Below are 24,092 nucleotides of genomic sequence, written 5' to 3'. Positions count from 1 at the left end.
CAGGTCGGGTCTACAACCCTGCGTATGCCTTCACCGTAGGTGAAATTCCCGCTGCGGCTTGACATCCTGTGTTGGTGAGATGTCTCGATGTAGGCGAACAAGGCGTTCTCGGCGTCTTCCCTTGTACGCCAACTTTTTCGATACACAAGTTCGGTCTTCGAAGTGGAGAAGAAGTTCTCCACGAGGGCGTTGCCGCAACTGTCGCCGACTGAACCCATCGATTGAGCGATCCCGTCGTCTGTCAACCGATTAGCGAAGCGGATAGCCGTGCAGGTCGACCCACGATCGGAGTGGTGCCAGCTGTCGGACCAGCTCGATGTCACAACGGTCCGAGCCCTTCCAGCCCACGATCGGAGTTCGAGAACGCGCCCTGCACGGCGGCCAGCCAGAACACACCTTCTCCGCACACGATGCGGGTGGCGTCGGCCACCCACAATCGGTCCGGCTCGCCGACAGAGAAGTCACGGTTCACCAGGTCCGGCGCCGGCGTTGCCCGCAGATTCTCCCGGGTCGAACCGAGTCGCCATTTCCTGCGCAGGAACGCGCCCGGCATCAACCGCTCGACCCGTTTACAGCCGACTGCGATACCGCGTGGACTCGCGGTGACCCATAGGTGCCGCCGGATATGGACATCGACGATCTCGGCCAGCAGCTGGGGCTGCTGCAGGATCGGGTGACAGCACCCCGAGACAGCCCACTTCACGATGAGCTCGAACAATTGGCGACTGCTAGGTTTCGTCAAATGTATAGGCAGACAAGGCTCATCGCTGGACTCGGTCTGGTGGTAGCGGTGGGGGTTTTCTGCGGTTGTGCCGCACCGAGACCGGCCACTCCGCTACCGACAACGACCATGGCCACGCCGACCACCACCGACCCGGCCACCGTGGGTGGCTCCCGCATCGGCCCCGGCCCATACCGCATCGAAGCGACCGTGGCCGTCGGCGAGAACCCCCGCAGCGTCGCGATCGATCCCGGAACACACAAGGCCTATGTCGCCCACTTCGCGGACTACACCGATAAACAGTCGGTATCGGTCATCGACACCCGCACCCAGGCTGTCACTGCCACGATTCCAGTGGGTCAGGTGTTTCCGGAATCGCCCCAGTCGATCGCGGTAGACCCGGTCACCCACCTCGTCTATCTGGTGTGCGGGAACTCCGCCGGCAAGTTGCTGGTGATCAGCCCGGATAGCCATACCGTCACCGCGACAATCGAATTCGACGGAGACCCGGCCGCAGTCGTGGTCGATCCAGCCCGCAGCATCGCCTACGTCGCCAATCGCTTCTCCGGGACCGTGACCGCCATCGACACCGTCACTCGTGCCGTCGTCGCGACGATTCCGGTCGACGGCCATCCCTCCGGCCTGGCGGTCGATCCGACCACGCATGATCTGTGGGTCATCGGGGCCCACGTCTCTGTCATCGACCCCGCGACGTACACCGTGAGCACCACGATCCGAGTCGGTGACGATCCGGAATTCATCGCCATCGACCCGCAACAGCGCACCGCCTACGTGACCCATTTCAACGGACACTCGGTCTCGCTCATCGATATCGCAAGCCGCACTCGGACAGACAGCATCTCGCTGGGAGAACGGGGGCACGCCTACGCGGCCGTCATCGATACGACCGAGCACACCGTGTATCTCACCGGCCTGTCGTTCAATACCGTGACGATGATCGACACGCGAACCCGCGAAGTCACCGCCGTGCGCTACTCGGGCATCACCTCGTCCAACGAATACGGTTCCGACACCCGGGGAGCCGCCGTGGATCCTGTAACCCACCATCTCTATGTGACAAACGGCGACGCCGACCAGATCGAAGTGATCGCTCATCAGTGAACGTGGCCGCCGCAGATATTCACGAAGCCCCGTGAACTCTTCATTGGCATCTCCTGGCCGCCGGTAAGAGTCACATCCTGGTCGATATCGGCGGCTAGCTCACTTTCCGCGTTGTGTAAGCCACGCTTCCAGGGCGGCATCGGCCACCTCGGCACGGTTGAGCCCATCCTCGAGTGCGGCCTGCTCCACTCGCAATGCCAGATCGTCGTCGATGTTTGTCGCGAAATTCGCCTTGCCCGCAGGCACCGGTGTCGGCGGCGTACCGAGTTCTAGCCAGGGGAACTTCTCGACGATCTCCTTGAAGTGGGTGTGGTCCAGCACGATCGGGTCACCCTCTTCGAACCACTGCAGGATCTCGCAGGCGGCCGCACCCTTGGCGCGCGCAACGCCACCGCGGTGAGCGACGTCGATGCGCAACTTGCGCAGGTCGCCGAAGAACGGGATCCGGAAGTCTCGCGGCTTGCACGCGTGCGCGTCGGCGAGCCGGTGTCGGTAGTCCTCCTCCCGGCGAGAGAAGAACGTCGGCAACCACATGCGTCCGCCCCAGGCGTGATGCTCGCTGCCGTGGGCGAGGGCATCGAGCAGCAGATCGGCCGCGACGGTCGTCGACGACGCCTTCCACACAGGTAGTAACCCGTTCGGATCGCATACGTCGAAACCCGACGGGGCGCGGCCCTTCGTCACGCTGTAGCCGTAGGTCCGCCCGAGGAACGGGACCTGGACACCCTTGATCAGTTGAACGGCTAGTGCCTCGTCAAGCAACCTTCGGTAGGTAATCCGGTCGCCGGATCTTGGAGTTGACGGCGAAGTCTCGTTTGGGGCGGGCGTGCTGGTTGTGCCAGCGGATATAGGCGCCGATCGCAGTGTCCTGCTCGCCGTGGCTGCGGTGATCGGTGCCGTTCAACGCGAAGTAGCGCAACGCCGCGAACTCGGACTCGATCCAGTTCAACCACGACGAATATGTCGGCAAGAACACCACCGGCTACCAGGCAGGAGGGACCGTCTACCAACTGCCGGGCGTTGCAGGTCGACGAAAGTTGCAGGGTGCCCCTCAGCGGCATTGCTCGACGAGATCGGACGCTGTGATACCGCCGCAAGGCGCGCCTACACCGAGGGCGCTCGCGCCATAGTCGAGGTGATCGCTGCTCATCTCGCGCCAGAGAACCCACAATCCGCACAGGGCAAGGCGCTCGGGCTGACACCGTGATGGTCGGAACATTGCAGCTGTCCCGTGCCCTGTCAGACGAGAAACTCTCCAACGAGGTTCTCGAAGAAGGCATTTACAACGCGCTCGCCTTCATGAACTGAAGGGGCTTGACACCACGTCGAACGCCACCCGGTGGAAAAACGGCTCCATGCCTTCGACGGCCGACCCTCCACCGGGCGACAGTCGGCCGCATCAAACTGCTGCGCGCAAGGCGATTGTTCGGAGTGCGACTTTGTCGAGGTTGCCGACCGCGTTATTGGGCAGAGTCTCCATCGAGTGGATAGCCGTCGGCCGCTTGTAACTGTGGGCGGTGGCGACCGACTCCTCGATCAGCTACCGAAACCCTCGCGACGAGGCCACTGACATGCTATGACGAACACGCAGATCCATTGACCTGCTGAGGTTCTGGTGCTGGAAGCGTGACCCCGCCGCGTGGTGATAGGTTCAAGCGAGGGTGAGGCGAGAATGAAGTGTCCGAAGTCCCGATTGATGATCGGTGCTCTGCTGTCGGCCGTGGTCGCCGCGGCGATTCTGCTCACCGGCGCAACCGCGCACGATCGCGGGACCGATCAGGGCGGGGCCTCATCCCAGGAACGTCAGTGTGAAGGCCGCGGATGGCGACCCGCTGTCGTCGAGGTATCGGGCGACCCGCGCGACGTGCTGTGGAAAGGTCCGGCACGGTCCTGGCCCAAAGGCACGATCATCGTCATGCACGGCGGTGGTGGCGAGCACGTCCAGTGGTGCGTGTCGAATCTCGGTCTGACAGCGGCGCAAGTCCGTTTCAGCGAGCTTGCCGTCGAAGAGGGTTTTGCCGTCTTTCTGCTGAACTCGTCGAGCGAGGTCCGCGACAATCAGGGCCGCATCTGCGGCAAGGTCTGGGACGACGAGGTTCGAGACCGCCCGAATCCGGATCTGCCGTTCATCGAACAGGTGATACAGCAGGTGATTCCGTCGCTGCGCCCTGCCGACAGCGAGGACGCGATCTTCCTCACCGGTCTGTCCTCCGGCGGATACATGACCGTGCGGGCAGCTACCCATTTCAACGCCCTCGTCACTGCGTTCGCACCGGTTTCCAGCGGAGATCCCTACGGCTGGCATCGGAGTTGCGAGCCGGGACTGACACCGCGCATCAAGGTCGAGGGCGCGGGCTACGACAACGAGACCGGCAAGCAGATCACCGAGCGGAATGCCTGTGTGTCGCACAGCTATCCGAACGAGGCCCGCTGGGACGACGGGCAAGCGCCGGCCAAACCGGCCTTCCGGCTCTTCCATCACGAGATGGACGGCATCAACGACCTGTCGTGCGCCGACAAGGTCGCACGCCAACTGGACTCGCACGGCTATCCGAGTGAACCGGACTTCCTGCTTCGGGGAGGACGGCGCGGTCTGGCGAACCATCTCTGGCAGGACGAGTACAACCGTCCAATCCTGGACTTCTTCGCGAGCCGACTCCACCGATGAAGGCGATTCCGCCTCGGCGTAGCCGTCTCCCACGAGGCGCGAGTAGTCGCGTGGGTTAGGAAACCGACCACGTTGCGAGATCGGTCTTCGACCCACAGGTGGCCCTCCCCGAACCAGTAGGGCCACGATGTGCGACTGGACCGTGGCGTCACTGCCAGTCTACGAGTGATAGAAGCGTCCGTCCGTGACCGCTACCATATTCTCCTCCTTGCCGATCGTGAATCATCTGAAATTCTTCACTGGATGCAGTGTTTGGTCGAACGAAATATGAAAACCCGCACGACGCAGAATGAATCCGCCAGTAAAGCCTTGCGGCGATCACCACTTTCTCTACGAGTCAAACTGCGGACGGGCTGCTGCAGACCGGGCCGGCGACTTCACCGCGTCGTTGACCGGCTCGCGTCATCAACGGATCAAGCCCTACACCCCACGCCACAACGGAAAAGTGGAGCGCTACAACAGAATCCTGGCCGAGGAGTTCCTCTACGCCCGTTGATGGGCCTCGGAGCAACAACAGGCCCACGCCTTCGGTATCTGGAATATCCATTACAGCTACCGACTTATGGTCGGTGCAGCGTCGTTTCGTGGGAGTAGCTACCCGCTGAAGCGGTGCCAGGAGGCGGGCGCGGCTGGCTCGACAACTATCTGTCACCCGGCACTTCGAGGTTGACTCATCGATGGTCTGGTCGCCGCGCCCGCTTTCGTCTGCGGCCTGACTCGACAGAGGGATGACAACACGACGCAGCAATGCGTCTTTCTGGAAGTCGGCTTGTCGGCCGCGACACTCTCCTCTGGTCCACAAGGAAGGCCTTTCGGATGATCATTCTCGGTGTCGACCCGCACAAGTCGTCGCATACCGCCGCTGCTGTTGAGGCCCGGGCCACGACCACCCTCGACACGATCACGATCTCATCCGCTACCAGCGAATATCGTCGTTTGCTGCACTGGTCACAGCGCTGGAACGAGCGATACTGGGCGATCGAAAACGCGGACAGGCTCGGACACAACCTAACCCAGTGGCTGATCAGCCACGGCGAGCGCGTGGTTGACATCCCGCCCACCGCTACCGCAAAGATCCGCGCACTCTCCCGAGGCGGACGCCGCAAAAACGATCCGATCGACGCAGCTGCTGCCGCCTGCATCGCGGCGATCAGGGGCGAGAGCCGGCCCGTTGTCGTCGAGGGTCACACAGATGCCCTGGCGTTGCTCGACGAGCGGCGCCACACCCTCAACCGGCACCGCACCCGACTCCTCAACCAGCTCCACGCTCTGCTGCGGGAACTGATCCCAGGCGGCGTGAAACGTTCATTGTCAGCCACCGCCGCCGAATCCATTCTGCGCACCGTGACCGCCGCTACCAGCGCCGACCGCGTCCGAATCCAGCTCGCAAACTACCTAATCGACGACATTCGCCGCTACGACCAGCAGCTCACCGACAACGCAGCTCAGATGAAACAACTCCTCGACGAACACACCACATCACTACCCCTACCTGGTCGGTGTCGGACCCGTGCTCGCCGCCCGCATCCTGGCCGGCACCCGCGATCCGCGAAGGTTCCCCACCGCGGCGGCCTACGCGAATTACACCGGAACCGCGCCGGTCCAGGTTGCCAGTGGCGACTACAACCGACATCGGCTCTCCCGCTACGGAAACCGCGAGCTCAATTCAGCGATTCACTCCATCGCCGTCATCCAGATCCGGACCCGGACCAGCGCCGGAAGACGTTACTACGACCGCAAACGCGCAGAAGGAAAGACCGCCAGAGAAGCCACCCGCTGCCTCAAACGCCAGATCGCTACCGTCCTCTGGCGAACCATGATCAAAGACTTTCAGGCACGCGAAAGCACCGCCGATCGGCAGACTTCCACAGCGGCTTGACAATACAGAGGGACCATCGACCGCATGCGGCCGCCGGGAACCCGTCCCAGCCAGCCGCCTCCGTGTCGGCGTCACCAACGTCATGGCCTCATACAACTAGTCTCTCGACGTCATCCTGCCCGAGTACGCAATTTGAGGCCTCTCCGGGTAGAGCGGTGATGCCTCGTCTATGCGCGGGCTCCGGGACTCTGATCTCAACTCCGCGCGGACAGGGCCGTAGAAGGTGAGGGCAGGCGTTCCGGGTTCACATCGCCGTAGGCCGAGGGCGAGTTCGGCCGAGTTGCGCTCGTAGTTGGACACGCTGTGGGCCCTCCGTGCGTGCCAATGCTCAGATGGCTTCGTTCGCTTCCGGTCACAACAGCTGACCCTCGATGCTGTGCCCGAGGTGCTTGTGGCGCGGAATCTCGGCGAAGACGATCGACCATGCTGCGGTGGCGGATTGACGAATGAATACCACCGAGACGTGACCGGATGGGATGAGCGCATCCTAAGACGCGAGCCTACTTTGAAAATTTCTGGAATCGACGTCAGCGTAGTTGCCTGGTACACCGACCCAAGTTACCCTTCGGTCAAGCCGGGTGTGGCGCGTCCCGCCCGTGAGAATCAGTGACCCAACCCATTTGCTCGGCTCGGCACGTGGGAGCTCGATGACAGGTTTGTGGAGGTAGGCGTGGGCGTCGAAATCAGGACCGAAGGTGTAACAAAGTCCTTTGGTTCACAGCGTATTTGGCAGGATGTTAGTTTGACGCTACCGTCGGGTGAAGTCAGCGCTCTGCTCGGCCCTTCCGGTACCGGTAAGTCCGTCTTCCTGAAGTCCCTGATCGGACTGCTTCGCCCGGAGCGCGGCTCCATCTACATAGATGGCACCGATATCACCACTTGCTCCCACAAGGAGCTCTACGAGATACGCAAGCTCTTCGGCGTCCTGTTCCAGGACGGCGCGCTGTTCGGGTCGATGAATCTATTCGATAATGTGGCCTTCCCGCTGCGGGAGCACACGAACAAGTCCGAGTCCGAGATCCGCAGGATCGTCATGGAGAAACTCGAGCTGACTGGTCTACTCGGCGCCGAGGACAAGCTCCCCGGTGAGATCTCCGGCGGTATGCGCAAACGTGCCGGGCTGGCCCGCGCGCTCGTACTCGACCCGCAGATCATCCTGGTCGACGAGCCGGACTCTGGCCTGGACCCGGTACGTACCTCGTATCTGTCGCAGCTGCTCATCGACATCAACGCACAGATCGACGCGACGATTCTCATCGTCACTCACAACATCAACCTGGCCCGTACCGTGCCAGACAACATCGGCATGCTCTTCCGCCGCTCCATGGTCATGTTCGGCCCGCGTGAGGTACTGCTGACCTCCGACGAGCCGGTGGTGAAGCAGTTCCTCAACGGCCGCATGATCGGGCCGATCGGTATGTCCGAGGAGAAGGACGAGGCCCAGATGGCGCGCGAGCAGGCACTCGTCGACGCGGGCCATCACCACGGTGGCGCCGAGGAGGTCGGCGGCATAATCCCGCAGATGAAGGCGCAGCCGGGCATGCCGGTTCGCCAGGCGGTCGCTCGTCGCAAGGCTCGAGTCCGTGAAATCATGCACACGCTGCCCCGCGCCGCGCAGGATGCTATCCGCGAGTCCCTGGCAGAGGAAGGTGACACACAGGTGCTTCCCGCCTACACCTAGGCCGGACCCGATTACGACAGCGGAACACTGGAATTTGGCGACGGCTACAGCTACGAGATGTGCTTGAGCACAACACTTGTAGTATCAGGCGGCGGGCTGGGCAAGTTCACCAGTCCCGTTCAGCCTTCCATTGCGCCATCACTTGTCCGATTTCAGTTATCGGTGGCTCACCGTATAGCCACTCGCGGGCGAGGGTGTGCCAGTTGGCGGTGGTCTCCAACTGGCCGAGGGCGGCGAAGGTGAACAGGTCGGTGCGGCGGGAGAAGACGCATTCTGGGGGCAGCCGTTGCTTGCGCATGCCACGGAATTCGTCAGCTCTCGGGTCGATGGCGAGGATCAGCGCACTGGTGGCAAGTTCCGGGGTGATGGTGATTTCCTCGTCCAGAAGGTGCCAACCCGCTGCGGCCCATACGTATTCGAGACATTCCTGGGGCGTGACGTTCGATGCCTGGTCGATGATGCCGCGGTCGGTCCACTGCCGGTAGAGATCTTCGGCCCGGGATTCCGCTGCGGCCTGTAGAGCCGCCCGCTCATGTTCAACGTGTACAGGGTCCATTCGGTTGTAGAGCCCGAAATCTACGAAACCGACTCGCCCGTCGTCGGCCAGCAGGACATTGCCCGGATGCGGATCGCCGCAGAACTCGCGGTCGGCGAAGAGTGAACTGATGTAGAAGCGGTAGATCAGTTCCCCGATCCGGTTCCGCTCTCCGGCGGGCAACGTTCTCATCTGCTGAAATGACTGACTTTCGACGAAATCGGTGACGAGAACATGTGCTGTGCAATGCTCCTCGATGCTGTCGGGCACGACGATAAGGGGGTGGTCGCGGTAGCGTGCGGCGACCCGGTGCTGAGTCCGGGCTTCGCGCACATAGTCGAGTTCCCCACCGATGTTGCGGGTGATCTCGTCCAGTACGCCAGCATCAGCCGCGCTGGGGAGCACGGATTTCAAGAGCCTGCTGAAGAATTCCAGGTTGCGCATATCGGAAAGGACCGCCTGGTCCACTCCGGGGTACTTCACTTTTACCGCGACACTGCGTCCGCCCCGCAAGCGCGCCCGGTACACCTGGCCGATCGAGGCCGCGGCGATCGGCGCCTCGTCGAAATCGGAGAAAACCCTCGACAGCGGGCCGAGATCGTCCTCGATGACCTTCCGCATCTCCGAGAAAGGCACCTGCGGCGCGCTATCACACAGTTCCGCGAGCTTACGCCGGAACAGCTCCCGATGAGATTCCGGAACCAAGTCGATGTCGAGTACCGACAGCATCTGCCCCAGTTTCATGGCCGCACCCTTCATCCCGCCGAGCACGGCGACGAGCTGCTGCGCGGCCTGCAGCGTGGAGCGTTCAGCGAGCAGGCGCCGCGCCTGTTCGGGTTGACCGAGCATCGACAGCCGGGTCCCCACCCCGCGTGCGGCCTGTTCCGCGGCAAGCAGACCCAACCGACCCCCACGCACCAGCCGACCGCTGGGCACCCGACCGGCGACCATACGCACCTCCGTAGATATCCTCAGCAAAGTAAACATACAACCGCAATAATTATTGCCAACACCTCGGTTGAGCGATGCTCAGTCCCACGAGGTTCTCACCGCGCAACAGAGAGGCTGTGATGCCGCCGAAGGCCGCTCAGCACCGCAATCAGCCGACACAGCATCGGGCGAAGGCGACGCGGGAACACATTCTCGACACTGCGGCCCGCCTGTTCGGCGAGCGCGGCATCGCTGAGACCTCGACCAACCGGATCGCGGTGGAGGCCGAGGTGAGCATCGGCACTGTGTATCGCTACTTCCCGGATCGCACCGTCATTGTCGATGAACTGCAAGAGCGCATGGTTCGCAGCGCCGAACAGCGCTTCATGGACTGGATGTCGAGCCGCCGGCAGCAACCGATCGAAGACCTTGCGACTGCGATACCGCAGCTCACCACCGAGATCCTCGAGCTCTTCTCTGACCTACTGGCCACCAATGCGAAATTGGTGCGAGCCCTAGTGATCGGCGTGCAATTCCACCGAAGCGGCATCCCCGAGCTCGAGCCGCGCCTACGGCTTCTCCTCAAGGTTTTGCTGATCCAAGTTCTCGGTCCCGGCGACGATGAAAAATACGACAGGATGACGTTCGTCCTGATCAATACCGGTTTCGCGGCCGTCCTGCGGGCCTCGCTACCGTCGGTCGACAGTCACGAGCGCCAGCAGATCGTGGCCATGACCGCCCAGATGATCGCTACCTGGGTCCAGGCCGACCTCCCGGCTCCGCCGCTATGAGTCGCCAGTCGGGATCAGATTCCTGCGCTCGCGGAACGAACGGGCGAGGAGTGCCGAACGCAGCTGCCACAGCCCCAAGGTGGCAGTGGGGTCCAGGCCGGTGAGCCTGGCGATGCGCCGGAGCCGATAGTCGACGGTATTGGTGTGGATATGCATTACTCGGGCTGTGCGCTGGCGACTGAGATTGTTGCTGATATGGCAGTGCAGGGTTTCCAACAGGTCTGGATGGGCGTCGAGGGGGTCAAGCAGTGAGCCGAGCATCTCACGGGCCGGGCCCGGCCTGGTCAGCTGGTACTCCAATGCCATATCGGTGAATCGGTACACTCCGGGTACACATCGCAGTCGCTGCACCATATCGAGCAATTCGTGTGCGCGGTCTGCGGCGGCGGGAACTTCCTCCACCAAAGCGGTGACAACAGCCGCGGTTATGGGCACGTGGGCGGCAGCCGACAACTGGGCGATGAGGTCATCGAGTTGCTCATTGGCCCACTTATCCGGGATGAGGATCGTCCCACCGTCCACACTGAGCAGGGCGAGCGCGTTCTCACCGCAGCGGGTGGCCAGTTCGGCCTGCAGGCGGCGCAGTTTGCGGCGCGCGACGACCTTGCCGTCCAGGGCCGGATTCTGCTCGTCCGGGTGTGTCGGAATATCTAGTGCGAGTACGGAATACGCCGGCGCGACGGCGATTCCACACTCACGCGCCATAGTCGAGGTGGGGTAGCCGCCGAGCAGCGCGGAGGTAAGCGTGTGCACGGCAGTGTGGTGTTCGCTCACCACCGCTTTGTGCTCACGAACATAAGCGCGGGCGACTATCCCGCTCATCGTGTCCAGCAGTTCGACTACACGTTTCATACCGTCCATCAGATTGGCGAAATCCTGCGCCGTGGCATTGGAGACGATGAGATCCATGCCGATCTTGAAGCCTTCGTGGATGGCATGCAGAATCGTGTCGATAGGCACGCCTTCGCGCGCCCAGCCGGCGGCGGCCGCAGCCAGCCGGTCGGTCTTCGCCGGAATATCGCGGCCGTCGAGCATCTTGACCGACAGATCCAGACAGATCCGAGTGACCGTGGTGACGTCGCCGGAGATGATGTCACCGGGCAGCGTGCCGCAGATGACCACATTGTCGATGAAGTGCCCGACTAGCTCCAGTGACACCTTCCCCACATCCTGCAACGGTGTGGACATCGGTTTGCCCGAGACCATGAGCCCCGGCCGAAGCGCCTCGTTGGTTGTCATCGTCGACTCCCTTCTTTACCGCCCAGTTGCTGCGGTTCTATCAGTAGTCGAACCCTAAGGCCGCTGGTAGCTCACTTTCCACTCCTCTTTAGCCTGTGATCCAGTCGCGGTGAACAATGGTCGATGACCAGCGAGTAATCCGCTGACTGCAGCGCTTCGAAACGATTAGTCCGCCGAGGCAACTCAGCCACCTCTCACTTTTCAGGACAAAATTGACGACTCGAAGATGTGATCATGCCCGAGTGAATGGTGTTCGAACCCAGCACAGATCCGTGTGCTCTGTGATATAGATCAGACTCTGGTCGAGGTAACTCGATCCGGGGTCGACGCGCACATGCAGTGGGCGAACTCGCTGCTACTTCGGCGAGCGGTGAAAGAGCGTTTCCCGCTCGCACCCGCTGCACCGTCTCTCCAAACCGTCCCGGCGGCGTATCCCACCGCCGGTGAGTGCTGGCGACGGGTCCGTCTGCGATAGTCCGTGGTCACCGATGGCGGGACCACATCCCGGTAGCTTCGGCGAGGCATCTCGGTGTGCCGCCTTGCGCCACGCAAATCCCAACGCCTGCAGTAAATGCCGCCAGAACCGGCCTTCGCAGGCGTGAGACTGACAATTCACGCCGTCCCGTCGCGGATGGATTGGGAGTTGTAAGAGGGTTAGCCGAAGTCGTCGAGGTGATTCACGATCTACCTCGGGCGTGGCAAGTGGTGTGAGATATCTCCATCCAGCCGGAGAGCTACACGTGCCTGTTCAACGGTATCGACCGAATGGAGCAGCTGGAAAATGATGAAAGTTATCGACGGGTGGCGTTTCGCTCCATGTCACCCGAGATCGGAATCGAGACCGTCGACGTCCAGGTGACCGCCAAATGAGGTACGAATACCTCGAACTGTTCCCGCTAAATGAGGGTGCGCTGGCGGCAATTCGACTCAAGCGCGAACGAGCGGCCGTCATCGATGATCAAGGCACCCGCACCTTCGCCGTATTGGATCGGCGAACCAGTGAGCTTTCGACCGTCGTGGCCGATCTGGACATCGACGCCTACGAGTCGATCGGTCCGCTCGCCCACAACCAGGCCGACATGGTCGAAACCATGATCGCCGCAGGCAAACTCGTTGCTGCTCGATGCGCGCAGACCACACGCCAAGCGTCCGGCGTCTCACCGATCGAGTATCTCGCTCGCCATCCACGCGTCGTCTACTTTCCGCATGCGCAACACGACGGTCCCGGACACGCTCTGTTGAGCAACCCCATCCTTTGCTGCCGCGACGGTCAGATTGACCAGTAGTTCGGCGTGGTCGGCGGTGAGCAAGGCTACCCCGACGGGGTCGGCGGCGGCCTGAACGCTGGTCTGCGCCTGTTTGATGGCATCGACGGTGGTGGCCGAAAACTTATTCAGGTCGGTAAGCATCTGGCCAGTGACCACCTCGCGCACCGCAGCGTCGTAGCCATCGATAGTTTTCACGTCATATCCGTAGATGGTGAGCAAGGCGTGCACTCCCGCGGCCTTCACTTCGTCGGTGGATGCCGAGCTGATGAACGCAGCGTTGGCGTCGCTCACGCCGGGATGCGTGGCCGCGAACACAGCGAATCCACCGAGCACCGATGCGGCTGCGACAGCCGCCGCGACCTGACGCCACGAGCCAATCCGCCCGGGGCCGAGGCGAGGAAAGACGAACCGGCCACGGGACTGTGGTGCAGACCCCATGGCCGGATCGGCAGGCGCGGTGTCATCCGCCGTGTTTTCGGTAGGATCCGAGCTGGCTTCTTCGTCCAGTTCCGCGAGCTCGGGCGGCGCGACGTTCGATTCCACTGACTGGCGTTTGGTGGTTACACGGTTGATCGATCGACGGTTTGCCATCAGAACTCTCCTAGGATCCGGGCCGAGGGGAAGGCACGGCCGGTGCCGGTGGCACAGGGCCGTTAGCGGGCAGGTTGTCCAGAAGTACGGGCTGGGTCAGCGACGCCACGCTTTCGGCCTTCCAGACATCCCCCTCCTTCGTCATCTCCAGACTCCAGGAGTACCGGTAGTTCGACGCCGACTTGTCCTGCTTCACCTCCGTGACCTTCAGCACCACCATGGCCACGGCCTTGTCCAGCTCGCTGTTCAGTGAGGTGAGCGCGGCGTTCAGCACCTGTGACTGCATACCGACGGAGGCCTGTTGTGCCATCTCCTCGGACTTCTGCCGGTTTTGGTTCGCCGAATCCAGGATCGCGCCGGTCATGGCGGAACGGGCCAGTTCCAGGGAGCCGGGAATATCGTCGACCTTGATCGTGGTCATGTTGATGGCGGCCTGGGACGCGGCGGTCAAGGCGGCCTCACGGGCTTCGGCGCGCGGGCCATCGGTGAAATAGGCCGCGCGCACCCACCCCCCACCGAACCAGATTGCCGCAATCAGCGCCATAACCAGTGCACCCCCCGCGACCGCAGTAGCCGCAGTCGGCGGGTGGGCGACACGGGCCGCCGTTTCCCGGGATTCGGTCGACTCACTCACCACATGTACCTCGCATCATTGTTGTCGGTCACCGCTTCGGTGTGACCCCGAGCAGGGTCGCTACCTGGACGGCGATCGGGCTCACATCGAGCTTGTCCGGATCGGTTTTCGGAGTGCCGTCCCACGGCTGCGGGATACTCGGGTCAGCGAATTCGGCGCGCGCCCCACCCCGCACCGCGGTGGGGTTACCGAAGGGCACGGTGCACTGGGCGTTGGTGTTGAACGGGAAGTCGTCGCGAGTGTCGTCGAAGTCCGGATTCGCAGCCTTCATATCCGCCAGGATCTGCCGCGTGCCCTCGTAACCGACCGAGCAGGCCGGCGGGTGGTTCAGCTCGAAGACATAGCCGAAATGGGTCGTGCCGTCACCGGGTGCGGCGGCGGAACCACCAAAGGAGATCGGCGGCAACATATATAGGATCGGTTGCAGTGCATAGAATTTCGGAGAAACTGCCTTCAGCAAGGTGCGCAACGAGGCGAGGTTCGCGGTGATCGCGTCGCCGCTGTCGACCAGTAGTCCGTCGATCTGCTCGCCCGCCTGCGTGCCCGTGCCGATCAGGCGTCGCACATCCGGATCGCTGTCTCGCAATTGCGCGGTGAGCTGATCAAGGCCGTCACTGAATTCCAGGATGGCGCCGGACTGCTCGGCCTGGGTGCCGAGTGCGATCCGGCCGTCGCGGATCAACTGGATGGTCTGCGGAAGCGACGTGTGGAATTCGGCGGTGACGTTGTTCAACGACTGAACCAAGACCTGCAGGTCATCGCCCTTGCCGTGGAATGCTTTTCCGAGTTCGGTGACAGTCGTATGCAGCGCGACCAGGTCCACCGACTTGGTGAAGTGGTCGACTCCGGCGATCAGCTGCTCGACCGGGACTGGAGTCACCGCACCGCGAATCACCGACTTGTCTTGCAGGAAAGGCCCGTTCGGGGCATCCGGCTGCAGATCGAGGTACTGCTCGCCGACGGCGGAGCGGTTCGCGACCACGGCGATGGCTGATGCCGGGATCTTCGGCGCGTCCGAGCTGATATCCAGCCGCATCGCCACACCCGCCGCGGTGAGCTCGAGCTCGCCGACCCGGCCTACGGGGACTCCACGATAGGTCACCTCCGCACCCTGGTAGAGACCGCCGGTCTCACCCGACTCGACCCGCACCTGATAGACGCCGAATCCGAACATCTCGTCGAGCCGGACATAGGTGGCACCGACATAGCTGACACCGATCACGGCGATCACCGCGAAGGCGATCAGCTGAAACCGAACTAGACGGGTCATCGCGGACCACCTTCTCCAGCGGGGGCGGGAGTTACCCCGAGTTGTTCCAGCAGCGGTGTCAGGGCACCCGCTAGCGTCGGCAGGTGCGGTATGGGCAGTGTCGGCAGCAGGGTGATGGTCGGCCAGCCCGCACGCGGACCATTGCCGTTGTAGTACGGGTTGGTCGGGTTGACTGGGACCTCCGGACCGAACGGCGGCGGGGTGTAGACCGGGGCCGGCTTACCGACACCGAAATTGTTCATCAGAACGCCTATCTCCATATCGACCGAGAGCCAGGTGTTGACCGAACCGCCGAAGGTGCTCTCCAGTGCCGCATCCGGGAACGGGTAGGTGGGCATCAGGGGAAGCGCGGTCACCAGATCATCGGCACCCTTGCCCAACTCCTGCAAGACCGGGCGTAGGGAGGTCAGATCCGTGATGAGGTCCGCTTTGGCGGTGTTCAGCACATCGAAGCCCGCCTGCCCGACCCGGTCCAGTTGGGTCAGCAGCGCCATCAGCTGGGGCCGCTGCTCCTCGAGAATCTTGATTCCTTCGGGCAATTCGTCGAGAATGGCGCCGATCTTCTCGGTCTGGGTACCCACCCGCCCGCTGAGAGTGGCCAGACCGTCGATCGCCGCAGTGATGTCATCGACCTGAGCGTTGAGGCCCGCGATCAAGGTATTGGCCTGCTCCAGCAGGGAGCGCGCCTTGTCTTCGCGCCCGCCGAGAGCTTTGTTCAGTTCGGTGACGATGGGCTGCAACTGCGCCACACCGCCGCCGTTGACCAGCAGCGACATCGCACCGAGAACTTGCTCGACCTCGGTCGCGTGGCGAGTATTGGCCGCCGAGATCACCGAACCATCGGTGAGCCGAGCCGAATCCGCTTCATTGCCAGGCCGGAAGAGTTCAATGTACTTCTCCCCCAGCAGGTTCGACTGCCGTACCTCGGCCCGCGCAGTGACCGGTAGTTCGACCGAGGAGTTCACCACGGCCCGCACATTGGCAGTCCACATGTCCTTCGCGAGGGTGATCTCCTCGACCCGGCCCACCGGGACGCCGTCGACCTTCACCGCGGACTGTGGGACCAGGTCGAGCACATCGTCGAACTCGATGTCGATGGTCATCGGGCGCACACCGATATCGGCCCCTCCGGGCAGTGCGACGCTGTAGATGCCGTCGGAGGCACACGAGCTCACCAGCGCGGCGGTCGCCGCAATAGTCACCGCGGCACCGAATCCGCGGGCGGTGCAGCGAATTCTGCTCATCATCGATCTCCCTGTTCCGAGGGTGGTAGCTGATTCGAGGGTGTGCCGGGCACTGTCCCCGGTACCGGGTCGCGCTGCATGTTCTCGGCGCTGAGGATTCCGAACGGCAGGATCATCGGAGTTTTCACCGCGGTCGCCAGCGAGGCGGCGATGGTCGCGCAATGGTCGAGCAGCGGCCGAAGTTGCCGACTGACGTCGTCGAAGGTGGGATTGCCCGGCATCAGCTTGCCCAGATCCATCATCTTGCAGACGGTGCCGAAGGGGTCCTGCAGTTGGTCGTAGAAATTCGACCGCATATCCAAGGTTCCTGCTTCACCATTGTGGATGCCGATGATATTGCTCGCTGCCACCGCCATCACTGGTAGTGCCGCCGCGATATCGTCGCGGTGATCGGAGAGGGTCTTGGTGAGTGTGGTCAGCGCTTCGGCGTTGTCCCCGATCAGTTCTCGGTTGTCGGCGATGAAGCCGGCGACGTCCCCGAGCGCGACCGACAACAAATTCAATGCTTGGCCGAGATTCTGGCGTTCGCCGGCCAGGAACCCCGTCAGATCTGCAAGCTGCGTGTTGAATTCGCGTACCTGTTGATCGTTGGCGGTCAGCATCGACACGAACCTCTGCAGGTTGCGCACAGTCGCACCGATGTCGCCGCGCGAATCCGACAGGGTGTGTGCCGCGCGGGAGAGCTGAGTGATGCTGTCGGCCATCGCTTCGCCGTTGCCGGCCAGGTTCGCCGCGCCGGTGCGCACCAGCTGGTTCACCGCGCCTTCCTTGTTGGCGCCATTGGGGCCGAGCGCATCGGAAAGTTCGGTGATGCTCTTGTAGAGCTGATCGACTTCGACCGGGGTGACAGTGCGTTCGCGTGGAATGACCGCATTGTCTTCCATTTTCGGGCCGCTGCGGTAGACCGGGGTGAGCTGGATATGACGGTCCGAGACCACCGAGGGTGTCACCAGCGCGGCCCCGGCATCAGCGGGCACGTCGACACGATGTTCCAATCGCAGCACCACCCGCACCTGATCGCCCATCGGCTCCACCGATTCCACCGAACCCACAGGCACGCCGAGGATTCGAACATCCGAACCCTCGTAGATGCCGACGGTTCGGTCGAAATAGGCGGTGATCCAGGTACTGGTGACCCGGTCGAATCCCCACCACAGAGTGCCTGCCGCGACTACCGCCACGACCAGCAAGATTGCGATGACGGGCAGGGAGCGAATCCTGGATACCACCTCAGTTACCTCCGATGGTGCGGATCGGCGGCCGGACACCGGGGATTTCCGGCAGCGCGGGCGGGGAAAGGTTCACGATGACAGCCTCGAACCAGCGACCGTTGCCCATCACATTCGCGTAGAGCCGGTAGAAGGGGGCCGCCAGTTTCAGGGTCTTGGAGATGTTCTCCTGGTTGTCGTTCAACGTGCCGATTGCGGTGTGCAGATTGGTCAGGGCCGTACCCATCTGGTCCTTGTTGTCCTTTACCAGCGCGCCAAGTTCCGCAGCCAATGACTTAGCGCCGGTGAGCAATTGGTGGATGGCTTGCTGACGTGTATTCAGTTCGGCGAGCAACGCCCCGCCGGCGCTGAGCAGCCGCTCGAACTCGGCATTGCGGTCGGCCAGCACGGCCGTGGTGCCCGCGGTGGCGTCGAACATCACCCGCAGCTGTTCGTCTCGGGTGGCGATGGTCGCTGAGAGCCGGGCCATGCCGTCGATGGAGCCACGGATTTCGGTCGGGGTGGTCGCGAACGCCTCCGAGAGAACCTGCATGCTGTTGGCCAGCTGTGCGGTGTCGATCCGGTCGAGATCGGTGGCGGCGTCGGTGAACGCCTCGACTACGTCGTAGGGAGAGAGAGTGCGGGACAAGGGAATCGGGGTGTCGGAATCGGCAGCGCCAGAACCCTTTGGATCCAGGGCCAGATACTTCTGACCGAGCACCGTCTTGATCTGGATCGATGCGGTGGTCTCGTTGCCGATCCACGCACCGGAGGTGCGGAAGTCGACGAGCACCTTGTCACCGTCGAGGCGTACATCGGACACTTGGCCGACCTTCACCCCGGCGATGCGAACCTCATTGCCCTTCTTCAGACCGGCGGCCTCGGTGAACTCGGCGGAGTAGCTGGTGCTCATTCCGAGGAACGGCACCTGGTCCAGGAAGAAGACGCCGATCGTGATCAGCAACACCAACCCGACCCCGATGCGGCCCAGCGCGGCGGGACTTCGTTTGCCGCGGTGCAATGTTCGAAATTCCATCAGCGGGCCTTCCCGTGGCAGCGCGGAGCCGTGTTGGTGTACAGCGGCTGGTTGATCGTCGGCATAGTGGGCAGGTTGAGCTGCGGCGCGTCCTTGGCCCCGGTACCGAGCTGAATGTCGAGGCCGCACAGGTAGAACTGGAACCAGCCGCCGTAACTGCCGACCCGGCCGAGCTTCTCCATCTTCACCGGCAAAGTCGCCAATGCGGTGTTCACATCGTCGGAACGCTCGTTGAGGGTGCCGGTGAGCTCGCTCAAACCCGCGATCGAGCCCTGCAGGGTCGGGCGCACCGGAACCAGCAGATCCGCGGTGGCCGCGGCGAGATTGCCCATCGAGGTGACCGATCGGCCGACCATGTCACGCTCCGCGGACAAACCACTCACCAGAGCTTCGGTGTTCACGATGAGCTGGTCGAACTGGTCGTCGCGGTCGTTGACGGTGGTGAGCACCGCGGTGAGGTCTCGAACCAGATGCCCGATCACCGCATCCTTGTCGGCGATCTTGTTGGTCAATGCCGCCGTCGAGGCCACCAAATCGTGGATCGTGCCCTGCTCGCCCTGGAACACCTGAATGATCTCGTAGGACAGCTTGTTCACGTCGTCTGCGGTGAGAGTGCGGAACAGCGGGCGGAACCCGTTGAACAACGTGGTCAGGTTCAACGCGGGCCGGGTACGGTCCAATCCGATCGTGGCGCCCGCATTCAGCTTGCGCCCCTGCTCCCCGGCGCCCTGCTCGAGGGCGATGTAGCGTTGCCCGACCAGGTTTCGGTAGCGGATGGTGGCGGTGGCCGACGCCGGCAACCAATTCCTGTCGTGCAGTTCGAATTCCACCTCGGCCTCGCGACGGTCCACAATCTCCACCGCGGTGACCTTGCCGACTCGCACCCCGGCGACGCGCACCTCGTCGCCGGGGACGACGGAAGTCACATCGGTGAACCGGGCCTTGAACACGGTGCCACCGCCGGTGTAGTTGGCAATCGATAGCGCCAGGATCGTGGTTGCGAACACCGTCACGATCGCGAATATGGTCACTTTGACGAGCGGGCCGACCAAGCCACGCCGACGTCCGTTCATCGGACACTCACCTCACTGCCACGAAAAGCCGGCGCGGCAGCCTTGGTCAGCCAGCCAGGGACATACTCCGGTGAAACATTTTGTGCGGCAGCGTAGATGGCGCCGAGCGAATCCTGCTCTCCCGGCGAACCGGCCAGTGTCGGCTGCTGCGCGGAGGGGAACACCCGCAGCTGCGGCTCTGGTAGATGCCCGCTGGTCTGGTCGCCGGGGTTTCGACTGGGCGGCTGATAGGCGCCGTCGTTCGGAGGTCCGCTGGGGTACTGACCCGGATCGATTCCCAGGGGCATCTCGGGCAGGCACCACGGGCCACGGGTATCGAACCAGCGCGGCTCGTCCTGGTTGGGCAGATACCGGCCGCGGTTGTTGACAAGTTCGATCGTCACCCTGGTGCCGGGCATGTCCGTACCCTTGCCGAACAGCTCATCGATGCGTGGCTTGATCTGCGCGAAGTTCGCCAGCGTGCAGGCATAAGTCGGTGAGAATTTCGCCAGCAACTCCATCGCAGGACGCGAGTCTGCGGCCACATCGATGATGTTGTCGCGGTTCGTGATCAGGAAGTCGGCGAGCCGAGACGAGCTCGGAGTTACTGTCGCGTAGAGGTTTTCGATATCCTTGCGCCGATCGATGACAGTTGCATTGGTGGTACGGAAGTTGTTCATCGCCTCGACCAATTGCGGTGCGGCGTCGGAGTAGGTGGCCGCTACCGTGGCGAAGCGTTGCAGGCCCTGCTGCAGATCCGGCAGCACGGCGTTGACATCGCCGAGGATGGTGTCCAACCGGTCCACCGTTACACCGAGCGCCTCGCCCTGCCCCGACAGAGCTTGGGACAGCGCGCCCAGGACCGAGGCGAGATCCTGTGGCGGGATGGCTTCCAGCAACGGCATCAGATCGTCGAGAAGCTTGCCGACCTCGATAGCATTGCCGCTGCGGTCCTGATACAGGGTCAGGCCCGAGGTCAGCCGCGCCGGGCTCGGATCGGCCGGAATGACCAGCGCCACATACCGTTCCCCGAAAAGGGTTTTCGGCAACAGCCGAGCGGACGCGTTCGCCGGAATCAGGCCCGCCTTGCCCGGGTCGATCGCCAGGTCCAAGACCACCTGGCCACGTTCACTGCTGCTTGCCCGCACCTGGCCCACATTCACGCCACGCACCTTCACATCAGCGTGCCGGGCCAAAGCGTTTCCCGCGCTGTCGGTGATGAGCGTGACCTGGACGGTTCGGACGAAGTCCTTGTTGTAGACCGCGATGGTGGTCCATAGGAACAGACCAGCCGCCACGAAGAACGCCATGCCAGCCATCCGGACATGCGTCTTCCGGATCGTATTCAATGTTCGAACTCCCTGCTCATCCGGCGATCCGGACGGTGGTGGTCGTGCCCCACAGGGCCAGGCCGAGAAACAGATCCAGCACCATGACCAGCACGATGGCCGCGCGCACTGCCCTGCCGACTGCGACGCCGACCCCGGCAGGACCACCCGTGGCATGGAAGCCGTAGTAGCAATGCACCAGGATGATGACGAACGCGAAGATCATGACCTTGAGAAAGGAATAGAGGACGTCCTCCGGCGGGAGGAATAGTCCGAAGTAGTGGTCGTAGGCTCCACTCGACTGCCCGTTGAACCAGATGCTGATCAGCCGAGAGGCGACGAAGGTGCCGAGCAGGCCGACGACGTAGAGGGGGATCACGGCGATGAATCCGGCAATCACCCTGGTGGACACCAGAAATGGCACACCGGGTACCGCCATGACCTCCAGCGCGTCGATCTCCTCGGAGATTCGCATGGCGCCCAGCTGCGCGGTGAAGCCGCAGCCGACCGTCGCTGAAAGCGCCAGCGCCGCCACCAGCGGCGCGATCTCACGGGTATTGATGTAGCCGGTGAGGAAACCGGTCAAGGTCGAGCTGCCGAGCGCGTCCAGAGCCTTGAAACCCTGCAGACCGACGACAACACCGACCGAGCCGGACATGAAGACGATAACGCCGATTGTGCCGCCGATCACCGCGAGCGCGCCGCTCCCGAAGGTCACTTCGGCCAAAAGTCGCATGACCTCCTTCCGATAGCGCACGACCGTTCGCGGCATCCACGCGACAGTGCGCGAGTAGAACAGCATCTGCTCGCCCGCACGATCAATGACATCCACTGGCGCACGGCTGATTTTCCCGAGTCGGCGACTCATCTTGGCAAAGCGTGTAGGACGGTATTTAGTCGCCATGGATCACGCCCCCTTGGCGGGAATGAGCTGTAGATACACCAGCGTCACAATCAGATTCACGAAGAAGAGCGCCATGAAGGTAATGACCACCGACTGATTAACCGCCTCGCCGACGCCTTTCGGGCCGCTGCCGGGTCGCAGACCTTTGTAGGAAGCGATCACACCAGCGATGAATCCGAACAGCAATGCCTTGATCTCCCCGACCCACAGGTCGGGGAGCTGGGCCAGCGCGGAGAAGGAGGCCAAGTACGCACCAGGTGTGCCGCCTTGCAGGAGCACGTTGTAGAAGTAGCCGCCCGCAATGCCGACCACTGACACCAGGCCGTTGAGCAACACCGCCACCAGCATCATCGCAAGGACTCGCGGGACGACCAGTCGCTGGATGGGATCAATGCCGAGAACCTCCATGGCATCGATCTCCTCGCGGATAGTCCGAGAGCCGAGATCGGCGGCGACCGCGGAACCTGCTGCGCCGGCGATGATCAACGCAGTGACAACCGGGGCGGCCTGCTGGACGGTGGCCAGCACACTCGTCGCTCCCGTGAACGATTCGGCACCGAGTTGTTTGATCAGCGAGCCCGTCTGTAATGCCACGACGGCACCGAATGGGATCGCGACCAACGCACTGGGCAGGATAGAAACATTCGCGACAAACCATGACTGCTCGATGAGCTCCCTGAATTGAAAAGGCCGCTTGAATGTCTTGCGCAGCACATCGTTTGATAGCGCGAAGATATTGCCGACCTGACTAAGGGCGGAATCTAACGATGTCCGCAAATGCGCCGGGTTCAAATCCACGTCGCGAACGTTATCAGCGAATTGTATTGCGGCGCGGTATAGTTGCTTCTGCTGTACCGCATTGGCATGCGAATCTGACGCCGCTGTGAGAAATCACCGCGCCTTCCCGACCCATTCTTCGACTGCCGCGGCATACGCAATGCTGTCCGGCATGGCGTATGTGTCGACCGCGGTCTCGCGGTTGCTGAGCAGAACGGCTCTGGATCTCGAGAGGGTGGCGGATACGCTGCAGCTACACCAACGCACATTGCAGCACAGCTCAATCGGGAAGGAATCAGCCGACCGCCGTCGTCAACACAGCGTGCCAGCGGAAAACGCACCGCTGCCTGACAGGCACCGAGTTGTCACTGATTCAGATATCAGGATCGATCAGAGCGTCTCCAGCTACTCCTCGTTCACCCGATGTAGCCATCGCTGCTGGGGCAAGCCCCAGCGCCATCCGGGCGGCCGACCTGAGCACATTCAGCATTCAGTGTCGCACCAGGGCAGAAGCTTGTCGCACTCGGTACAGAATCCGATGCCAGCTGTCACCAAGACCGGTTTCACCCACATGTCCGCAATGAAGGGTCACAAATGACGTATCCACACCCTCGAATCCATCGCTACCGCAGGAACTATCGACCGGTTGCCGAAGCCGCTCACCCGGAGACTGTTTCGGACCAGGAATCAGTACTCACCGAACGAATCCGACGAGGCCAGGAGCCGCTGCGTAGCGACGTCGCGGCGCTGGCGGGATGGCTGCGGATCGTGTCCGGTCTGATTCTGCGCCACACCCGTAACGACGCCGCGCTCGCGGAGTTGTCGCTGACCCAGATTTCGGTTCTCGGTCGCCTCGACCGTGGCGGCCCGATGTTCTCGACGGACCTGGCACAGATCGAGCGACTCCGGCCCCAAACAATTCGCAATCTAGTCGACGGTCTCCGAGACCGGGGCTTGGTCGTCGGCAAACGCGACAGCGTCGACGCGCGCCGGATCCAGCTCGCGCTCACCGAGGAAGGTCGCCGCTGGGTGCGCGGCCTGCGGACCACGGTAACGGACAGCCTTCTCACCCGCGCCCTGGCAGAGCAGCTCGCACCGACCGAAATGGCTACACTCGCTGAAGCATTGGAACTGCTGGAACGGGTCGCCTTCGCACCGACCGGCCGGCCGAGCACGCACCGCGGTACTCCGCCGGGGTAGAGCGGAGTACCGCG

22 protein-coding genes and 2 pseudogenes are annotated in these 24,092 nt (G+C 62.7%); 7 read left to right on the top strand and 17 right to left on the bottom strand.

Going from position 1 to position 24,092, the window contains the following annotated elements; all coding sequences use genetic code 11:
* Both ASD42_RS34805 and ASD42_RS34800 read right to left on the bottom strand, forming a co-directional pair.
* The coding region (locus ASD42_RS34805) for an IS3 family transposase (RefSeq protein ID WP_162256246.1) at positions 1 to 245 on the bottom strand (245 nt) is incomplete at its 3' end.
* A gap of 74 nt (positions 246 to 319) precedes the next feature.
* On the bottom strand, positions 320 to 718 hold the full coding sequence (locus ASD42_RS34800) for a hypothetical protein (protein ID WP_056823250.1): 399 nt from the start codon (positions 716 to 718) through the stop codon (positions 320 to 322).
* Between the two features lie 132 nt (positions 719 to 850).
* Here ASD42_RS34800 and ASD42_RS30675 point away from each other — a divergent pair, with 132 nt between their 5' ends.
* Complete coding sequence (locus ASD42_RS30675) at positions 851 to 1,843, top strand: YncE family protein (RefSeq protein WP_056823247.1); 993 nt, start codon at positions 851 to 853, stop codon at positions 1,841 to 1,843.
* 99 nt (positions 1,844 to 1,942) lie between these two features.
* On the opposite strand, the gene ASD42_RS30670 is transcribed toward ASD42_RS30675, so the two are convergent.
* Together ASD42_RS30670 and ASD42_RS30665 are read right to left on the bottom strand one after the other, a co-directional pair.
* The gene (locus ASD42_RS30670) at positions 1,943 to 2,605 is read right to left on the bottom strand and encodes a hypothetical protein (RefSeq protein WP_156677640.1); all 663 of its coding nucleotides are present in this window, start codon (positions 2,603 to 2,605) and stop codon (positions 1,943 to 1,945) included.
* The gene (locus ASD42_RS30665; protein ID WP_235569894.1) at positions 2,598 to 2,792 is read right to left on the bottom strand and encodes a hypothetical protein; all 195 of its coding nucleotides are present in this window, start codon (positions 2,790 to 2,792) and stop codon (positions 2,598 to 2,600) included. The genes ASD42_RS30670 and ASD42_RS30665 overlap by 8 nt, the downstream gene beginning before the upstream one ends.
* 723 nt (positions 2,793 to 3,515) lie before the next feature.
* Between ASD42_RS30665 and ASD42_RS30655 the strand changes: the two genes are divergently transcribed.
* From ASD42_RS30655 to ASD42_RS30645, 4 genes and pseudogenes are all read left to right on the top strand, one after another.
* Positions 3,516 to 4,511, top strand: a complete 996-nt coding sequence (locus tag ASD42_RS30655) for a hypothetical protein (RefSeq protein WP_156677639.1) — start codon at positions 3,516 to 3,518, stop codon at positions 4,509 to 4,511.
* Positions 4,512 to 4,875: 364 nt separating this feature from the next.
* Positions 4,876 to 5,181, top strand: a pseudogene (locus tag ASD42_RS35925) (integrase core domain-containing protein); the annotation flags it as partial.
* Between the two features lie 146 nt (positions 5,182 to 5,327).
* Positions 5,328 to 6,390, top strand: a pseudogene (locus ASD42_RS35920) (IS110 family transposase).
* 670 nt (positions 6,391 to 7,060) lie between these two features.
* Complete coding sequence (locus tag ASD42_RS30645; protein ID WP_200950544.1) at positions 7,061 to 8,071, top strand: ABC transporter ATP-binding protein; 1,011 nt, start codon at positions 7,061 to 7,063, stop codon at positions 8,069 to 8,071.
* 106 nt (positions 8,072 to 8,177) lie between these two features.
* On the opposite strand, the gene ASD42_RS30640 is transcribed toward ASD42_RS30645, so the two are convergent.
* Positions 8,178 to 9,557: an ABC1 kinase family protein gene (locus ASD42_RS30640; protein ID WP_056823237.1), complete on the bottom strand. Its 1,380-nt coding sequence runs from the start codon at positions 9,555 to 9,557 to the stop codon at positions 8,178 to 8,180.
* A gap of 119 nt (positions 9,558 to 9,676) precedes the next feature.
* Between ASD42_RS30640 and ASD42_RS30635 the strand changes: the two genes are divergently transcribed.
* Entirely contained in the window at positions 9,677 to 10,327 is a 651-nt protein-coding gene (locus tag ASD42_RS30635) for a TetR/AcrR family transcriptional regulator (RefSeq protein WP_056823235.1), read from the top strand.
* Here the strand turns inward: ASD42_RS30635 and ASD42_RS30630 are convergent.
* The 12 genes from ASD42_RS30630 to ASD42_RS30575 all read right to left on the bottom strand — a co-directional run bounded on the left by ASD42_RS30630 (position 10,322) and on the right by ASD42_RS30575 (position 22,899).
* On the bottom strand, positions 10,322 to 11,566 hold the full coding sequence (locus ASD42_RS30630) for a PucR family transcriptional regulator (RefSeq protein WP_056823234.1): 1,245 nt from the start codon (positions 11,564 to 11,566) through the stop codon (positions 10,322 to 10,324). The genes ASD42_RS30635 and ASD42_RS30630 overlap by 6 nt on opposite strands.
* Before the next feature lie 896 nt (positions 11,567 to 12,462).
* The gene (locus ASD42_RS30625; RefSeq protein ID WP_056823232.1) at positions 12,463 to 12,711 is read right to left on the bottom strand and encodes a hypothetical protein; all 249 of its coding nucleotides are present in this window, start codon (positions 12,709 to 12,711) and stop codon (positions 12,463 to 12,465) included.
* Positions 12,712 to 12,723: 12 nt separating this feature from the next.
* Positions 12,724 to 13,425, bottom strand: coding sequence for a hypothetical protein (locus tag ASD42_RS30620; protein WP_082844282.1), 702 nt, complete (start codon positions 13,423 to 13,425; stop codon positions 12,724 to 12,726).
* Between the two features lie 10 nt (positions 13,426 to 13,435).
* Positions 13,436 to 13,969, bottom strand: coding sequence for a hypothetical protein (locus ASD42_RS30615; RefSeq protein ID WP_056823228.1), 534 nt, complete (start codon positions 13,967 to 13,969; stop codon positions 13,436 to 13,438).
* Positions 13,970 to 14,087: 118 nt separating this feature from the next.
* Positions 14,088 to 15,329: an MCE family protein gene (locus ASD42_RS30610; protein ID WP_056823225.1), complete on the bottom strand. Its 1,242-nt coding sequence runs from the start codon at positions 15,327 to 15,329 to the stop codon at positions 14,088 to 14,090.
* A complete protein-coding gene (locus tag ASD42_RS30605) occupies positions 15,326 to 16,576 on the bottom strand; it encodes an MCE family protein (RefSeq protein ID WP_056823223.1) in 1,251 nt (416 codons plus the stop codon). Before ASD42_RS30605 ends, ASD42_RS30610 begins: the two co-directional genes overlap by 4 nt.
* A complete protein-coding gene (locus ASD42_RS30600; protein WP_056823221.1) occupies positions 16,573 to 17,802 on the bottom strand; it encodes an MCE family protein in 1,230 nt (409 codons plus the stop codon). The genes ASD42_RS30605 and ASD42_RS30600 overlap by 4 nt, the downstream gene beginning before the upstream one ends.
* A gap of 1 nt (position 17,803) precedes the next feature.
* Positions 17,804 to 18,817, bottom strand: a complete 1,014-nt coding sequence (locus tag ASD42_RS30595; RefSeq protein WP_056823219.1) for an MCE family protein — start codon at positions 18,815 to 18,817, stop codon at positions 17,804 to 17,806.
* Positions 18,817 to 19,890, bottom strand: a complete 1,074-nt coding sequence (locus tag ASD42_RS30590) for an MCE family protein (RefSeq protein WP_056823217.1) — start codon at positions 19,888 to 19,890, stop codon at positions 18,817 to 18,819. The genes ASD42_RS30595 and ASD42_RS30590 overlap by 1 nt, the downstream gene beginning before the upstream one ends.
* The gene (locus ASD42_RS30585) at positions 19,887 to 21,188 is read right to left on the bottom strand and encodes an MCE family protein (protein ID WP_056823215.1); all 1,302 of its coding nucleotides are present in this window, start codon (positions 21,186 to 21,188) and stop codon (positions 19,887 to 19,889) included. The genes ASD42_RS30590 and ASD42_RS30585 overlap by 4 nt, the downstream gene beginning before the upstream one ends.
* 46 nt (positions 21,189 to 21,234) lie before the next feature.
* Complete coding sequence (locus ASD42_RS30580) at positions 21,235 to 22,101, bottom strand: ABC transporter permease (protein WP_082844284.1); 867 nt, start codon at positions 22,099 to 22,101, stop codon at positions 21,235 to 21,237.
* Positions 22,102 to 22,104: 3 nt separating this feature from the next.
* On the bottom strand, positions 22,105 to 22,899 hold the full coding sequence (locus ASD42_RS30575) for an MlaE family ABC transporter permease (RefSeq protein WP_056823210.1): 795 nt from the start codon (positions 22,897 to 22,899) through the stop codon (positions 22,105 to 22,107).
* Between the two features lie 573 nt (positions 22,900 to 23,472).
* Here ASD42_RS30575 and ASD42_RS30570 point away from each other — a divergent pair.
* Positions 23,473 to 24,078: a MarR family winged helix-turn-helix transcriptional regulator gene (locus tag ASD42_RS30570; protein ID WP_056823208.1), complete on the top strand. Its 606-nt coding sequence runs from the start codon at positions 23,473 to 23,475 to the stop codon at positions 24,076 to 24,078.
* Positions 24,079 to 24,092 lie beyond the last annotated feature (14 nt).

Source organism: Nocardia sp. Root136, from assembly GCF_001427185.1.
GTDB lineage: Bacteria > Actinomycetota > Actinomycetes > Mycobacteriales > Mycobacteriaceae > Nocardia > Nocardia salmonicida.
The sequence above is the reverse complement of the archived record's forward strand: the minus strand, read 5'-3'. Positions and strand labels throughout refer to the sequence as shown.

Bases quoted from the DNA above. Each gene is read 5' to 3' on its own strand.
- ASD42_RS30635 (WP_056823235.1), top strand. From the start codon at position 9,677: ATGCCGCCGAAGGCCGCTCAGCACCGCAATCAGCCGACACAGCATCGG.
- ASD42_RS30620 (WP_082844282.1), bottom strand. From the start codon at position 13,425: ATGGCAAACCGTCGATCGATCAACCGTGTAACCACCAAACGCCAGTCA.
- ASD42_RS30655 (WP_156677639.1), top strand. From the start codon at position 3,516: ATGAAGTGTCCGAAGTCCCGATTGATGATCGGTGCTCTGCTGTCGGCC.
- ASD42_RS30585 (WP_056823215.1), bottom strand. From the start codon at position 21,188: ATGGCTGGCATGGCGTTCTTCGTGGCGGCTGGTCTGTTCCTATGGACC.
- ASD42_RS30610 (WP_056823225.1), bottom strand. From the start codon at position 15,329: ATGACCCGTCTAGTTCGGTTTCAGCTGATCGCCTTCGCGGTGATCGCC.
- ASD42_RS30615 (WP_056823228.1), bottom strand. From the start codon at position 13,969: ATGGCGCTGATTGCGGCAATCTGGTTCGGTGGGGGGTGGGTGCGCGCG.
- ASD42_RS30640 (WP_056823237.1), bottom strand. From the start codon at position 9,557: ATGGTCGCCGGTCGGGTGCCCAGCGGTCGGCTGGTGCGTGGGGGTCGG.
- ASD42_RS30675 (WP_056823247.1), top strand. From the start codon at position 851: ATGGCCACGCCGACCACCACCGACCCGGCCACCGTGGGTGGCTCCCGC.
- ASD42_RS30630 (WP_056823234.1), bottom strand. From the start codon at position 11,566: ATGACAACCAACGAGGCGCTTCGGCCGGGGCTCATGGTCTCGGGCAAA.
- ASD42_RS30580 (WP_082844284.1), bottom strand. From the start codon at position 22,101: ATGGCGACTAAATACCGTCCTACACGCTTTGCCAAGATGAGTCGCCGA.
- ASD42_RS30605 (WP_056823223.1), bottom strand. From the start codon at position 16,576: ATGATGAGCAGAATTCGCTGCACCGCCCGCGGATTCGGTGCCGCGGTG.
- ASD42_RS30590 (WP_056823217.1), bottom strand. From the start codon at position 19,890: ATGAACGGACGTCGGCGTGGCTTGGTCGGCCCGCTCGTCAAAGTGACC.
- ASD42_RS30595 (WP_056823219.1), bottom strand. From the start codon at position 18,817: ATGGAATTTCGAACATTGCACCGCGGCAAACGAAGTCCCGCCGCGCTG.
- ASD42_RS30570 (WP_056823208.1), top strand. From the start codon at position 23,473: ATGACGTATCCACACCCTCGAATCCATCGCTACCGCAGGAACTATCGA.